Origin of the sequence: Halorubrum tibetense (genome assembly GCF_042661865.1) — an archaeon.
GTDB classification, from domain to species: Archaea; Halobacteriota; Halobacteria; order Halobacteriales; family Haloferacaceae; genus Halorubrum; species Halorubrum tibetense.
In genome coordinates this window covers 1-3,631 of record NZ_JBHSWW010000248.1, presented here as the reverse complement: position 1 = coordinate 3,631, position 3,631 = coordinate 1, and the positions used below count along the sequence as shown (strand labels likewise).

General features: G+C 68.5%; 4 protein-coding genes. All 4 read right to left on the bottom strand.

Features of this window, described 5'->3' with window-relative positions:
* Positions 1-1,149, bottom strand: a 1,149-nt coding sequence (gene hemA / locus ACFQEU_RS13000; RefSeq protein ID WP_379782813.1) for a glutamyl-tRNA reductase, incomplete at its 3' end; no start/stop codon positions are given.
* The gene (locus ACFQEU_RS12995) at positions 1,146-1,796 is read right to left on the bottom strand and encodes a precorrin-2 dehydrogenase/sirohydrochlorin ferrochelatase family protein (protein ID WP_379782811.1); all 651 of its coding nucleotides are present in this window, start codon (positions 1,794-1,796) and stop codon (positions 1,146-1,148) included. The genes ACFQEU_RS12995 and hemA, both read right to left, overlap by 4 nt.
* Positions 1,797-1,896: 100 nt before the next feature.
* Positions 1,897-2,982, bottom strand: a complete 1,086-nt coding sequence (gene ahbB / locus ACFQEU_RS12990; protein WP_379782809.1) for a siroheme decarboxylase subunit beta — start codon at positions 2,980-2,982, stop codon at positions 1,897-1,899.
* Positions 2,983-3,400: 418 nt separating this feature from the next.
* Positions 3,401-3,631, bottom strand: a 231-nt coding sequence (locus ACFQEU_RS12985) for a DUF7112 family protein (protein WP_465261147.1), incomplete at its 5' end; no start/stop codon positions are given.

Here is a 3,631-nt window from a genome sequence, read left to right as displayed (position 1 = left end):
GAGCAGCTGGCCGACGAGCGCGTCGGCCATCGACTCGACGGTCTCGCGCTGCTCGTCGGTCAGATCGCCCTGTGCGTCGAGCTTCGTGAGCGCGCGGCCGAGCTCGCGCTCTTTCACGCGGTCGGCGCCGGCGTACATCGCGGAGATCGCGTCGTCGGCCCGCTTGCGCTTGTACGCCTGAAGTATCCGGTCGAGCTCGGCGTCGATGATCGCCTCGACCTCGCGGGCCTCGGTCTCGCGTCGTTCGCGTGTCTTGCGGGTGACGTCCTCCAACGCGTCGATATCGTACAGCGACACCGCCGACAGCGACCCGACCGCGGGGTCGACATCGCGCGGCTGGGCGATATCGATACAGACGGTCCGGTCGGGACCGTCGAAATGGGTCGTGCCGAGCACGGAATCCGGACTCCCGGTCGCGGTGATCACGAGGTCGGCCTCGGGGACCACCGCCGGGAGGTCGCTCAAGGGGACCGCCGCCGACTCGGTGTCGACCTCCTCCGCGACGAACGCGGCGTTCGGAACCGTCCGGTTCGCAACGATGATCTCCCCGACTGGCGTCTCGTCCAAGCTGCGCGCCGCGAGCGTCCCCATCTCGCCGGCACCGACGACGACCGCCGTCCCGTCGGCGAGGTCGAGCTCGTCGGCCGCGAGCCGAACCGCCGCCGAACCGAGCGAGACGACGCCCTCGTTTATCGACGTCTCCGTCCGTGCACGCTCACCGACGTGGAGCGCCTTCGTCACCGCGTCCTCCAAGACGGGGCCGATGCCGCCGGCGGCTCGGGACTCCTCGTACGCCTCCCGGACCTGACCGATTATCTGGTCCTCGCCGAGGACGAGCGACTCGAGCCCGGCGGCGACGCGCATCAGGTGTTCCAGGCTCTCCTCGTGGTCGAACTGCCGGACCGCCGCCCCACGTACGTCCGGCGCGAACGACTCGAGCGCCGCGCTCCCGTCCGTGGTCCGGTTCGTCACGACGAACGCCTCCGACCGGTTACACGTCTGGAGCGCGAACGCCTCTTCGACGCCGTCGCGTGCGAGCAGGTCCGACACGGTGGCGCGGACGCCGTCGCCGCCGGCCGACTCGATCTCGTCGACCGTCGCGGCGGAGTGGGCGACGCTCACCCCGCGGATCGCTCCAGTCTCTTTCATCGGTCGACGACCTCCTCGATCACGTTGTGAGCCTCTTGACGCCCGTTGGATCTCCCCTTTTGTAAAGCCTTCCAAACCCCTTCGGATCGCACGACGCGACGGATCGCGTCCCGCCGTGTTTCGGGATCGACGCCCCGGTCCGACAGCTCCCGACGCAGGTCCCCCGAGAGGTCGGCCATCGCGCCCGCGCCGGCGATCTCGGCTTCGATCCGCTGGCGGAGCGCCTTCGAGAGGGCGGGGCTCGCCCCCCCGGTCGATATCGCGACCGCCACCGGGTCGTCCTCGACCGTCGCCGGAACGACGACGCTTCCCGGCTTCCGACCGCCTGAGACGTCCGTTCGATTCACCAAGATCCCGGCGTCGAGCGCCGCCGCCTCGACGGCCGCGTTCACCGCCCGGTCGTCCGTCGCGGCGACGACGATCGCGGGCGACGTCCGGTCGATCCACGCGCCGACGTCGTCCGCGCCGGGAGCGGCACGAACGAGATCAACCCCTTCCCCGTCCACCAGCCGGTCGGTGAACGCGGGGCTGACGACGACGACGGCGTTCGCGTCGGCAGCGAACCCGAGCGCCTTTCGGGTTCCGACGGTTCCGCCCCCAAACACGAGGACGGTCGCGTCCGAGAGGTCGTGGTACAGCGGTGTCATGGATCGGACCGTGTGATCGGCTGTTGATTCGTCCGTGTATTCGTTCTCGTGGACGAGTCGTCGCGTATCGACGCGACGCCCCACGGGTCGGCGGCGGCGGTCACACCGTGTTGCTGCTGGCTCGCTCGTCGATCCGGATCCCGGTCTTCTTCAGGATCCGCGTCGAGAACAGCGTGTCCCAGTCGTCGGCGGAGACGTCCCAGAACTCGGCCATCACGTCGCGGACCTGCGAGACCCGCCGTTCGCTCTCCGCCTCCGTTCGCCCGTGTGTCATCGCGAAGAAGTTGTACTCCCACACCCCGGCGTGTCGCGGGCGCTCGTAACAGTGGGTGACGAACCCGAGGTCGGCCACGGCGGGGCCTACCTCGTCGAGGGCGTCCGAGGGCACGTTCCAGACGGTCATCCCGTTCTCCGTGTAGCCGAGCGCGTAGTGGTTCGGGATCACGCCGACGCGGCGGACTTTCCCCTCCCGACGGAACCGCTCAATCGTCTCGATCACCCAGTCAGCGTCGGTGTCGAGCGCCGCCGCGACGTCGGCGTACGGCGTCTCCGTGATCGGGAGTCCGCCCTGTATCTCGACGACGAGGTCGCGCTCCTCGGGCGTGAGCGTCGATCGGTCCGTCGGTTCGACATCGGGTGCGAGCCCGGAGAGATCGACGTCGCCCTCGGGAACCGGCCCGTCGACGAGGAACTTCGCCCCGACGTGGAACTCCCGTTGTTTCGGCAGGTTGTACGTCTCCTGGCCGGTCGCCGACTCGATCTCGTCGAGTACCGCTTCGACCCGATCGTTGCCGTCCTTGTCCGGGTCCGGATGGTCCGCGACGCTCACGACGAACCAGACGTTGAGGTGCGGGTGTTCCCGCTCGTAGTTGTGGGCGACCTCGGTGAAGCCGTTCACGATCTCGACGATCTCCTCGAACCGGTCTTCGGGGGCGTGCATCGCGACCAGCGAGGCCGCGCCACCGATCTCCTCGGCGTTCACGAGCGCGCCGAACCGCGAGAGGATCCCCTCCTCGTCGAGCTCCCGGACCCGGTCGCACAGCTCCGGTCCCGTCACTGCCACACCGCGGTCCCGAAGCGCCTCGGCGGCCGCGTCGAACGGCCGCGTCGTCACCGGGAATCCACCCTGAAACGCGTTGATGATCCCGCGGTCGAGCGCCGTCAGCTCCGCGTCGACCTCTTTCATACCCTGGTTTCGGGGCCGAACGAGAATAAGAGCACTGTTGCGAGCCTTCGTGGCCGAACGCGTGCTGACCCGACCGTCGCAGGTCTCAGTACCCACGAACCACGCAACGGACGGAGCGCGGCGATCGATACCGGGACCGGATGGATCGGCATCGCCTATTTATAAGGGTCCGAGCGGGTCGGCATCGCCTATTTATATGGGTCCGAGCGGGTTGGTGACGGTCGTTCACCTGACTGTCAAAAGTCCCTCTGGCAGTCGGGCTTCGCCCGACGACCTCGCGGGCGCGCCACCACACCGATTTATATACTCGACCGCCGCCACGTCCATCGGTACGTGAATGCTCCTCACAGCAGCGATCTATGGTATCCACACCCGGAAGTACGGGTCGCTCCGCGCCAACTGCTCCGCGACCGTTCACTTATAAATCGTCGAGGTCACGAGCGATGTCCGCGAGCGACGAGCGGGGGCCACGTGTCGCGTCGTACATCGTCCGCTCGCCGGGGGCCCGGAGGCCGTACAGTTCGCCGGGGACCACCACGTCCAGCACGACGACGTCGCCCGGGTCGCGGTCGATATCGGCGAGCCACTCGGTTAGCCGGTTCGGTCCCTCCGTCCCGCTTCGCGCCCGCCGCCGGTCGTCGAACGCGCC

Bases quoted from the DNA above. Each gene is read 5' to 3' on its own strand.
- ACFQEU_RS12995 (WP_379782811.1), bottom strand. From the start codon at position 1,796: ATGACACCGCTGTACCACGACCTCTCGGACGCGACCGTCCTCGTGTTT.
- ahbB (WP_379782809.1), bottom strand. From the start codon at position 2,982: ATGAAAGAGGTCGACGCGGAGCTGACGGCGCTCGACCGCGGGATCATC.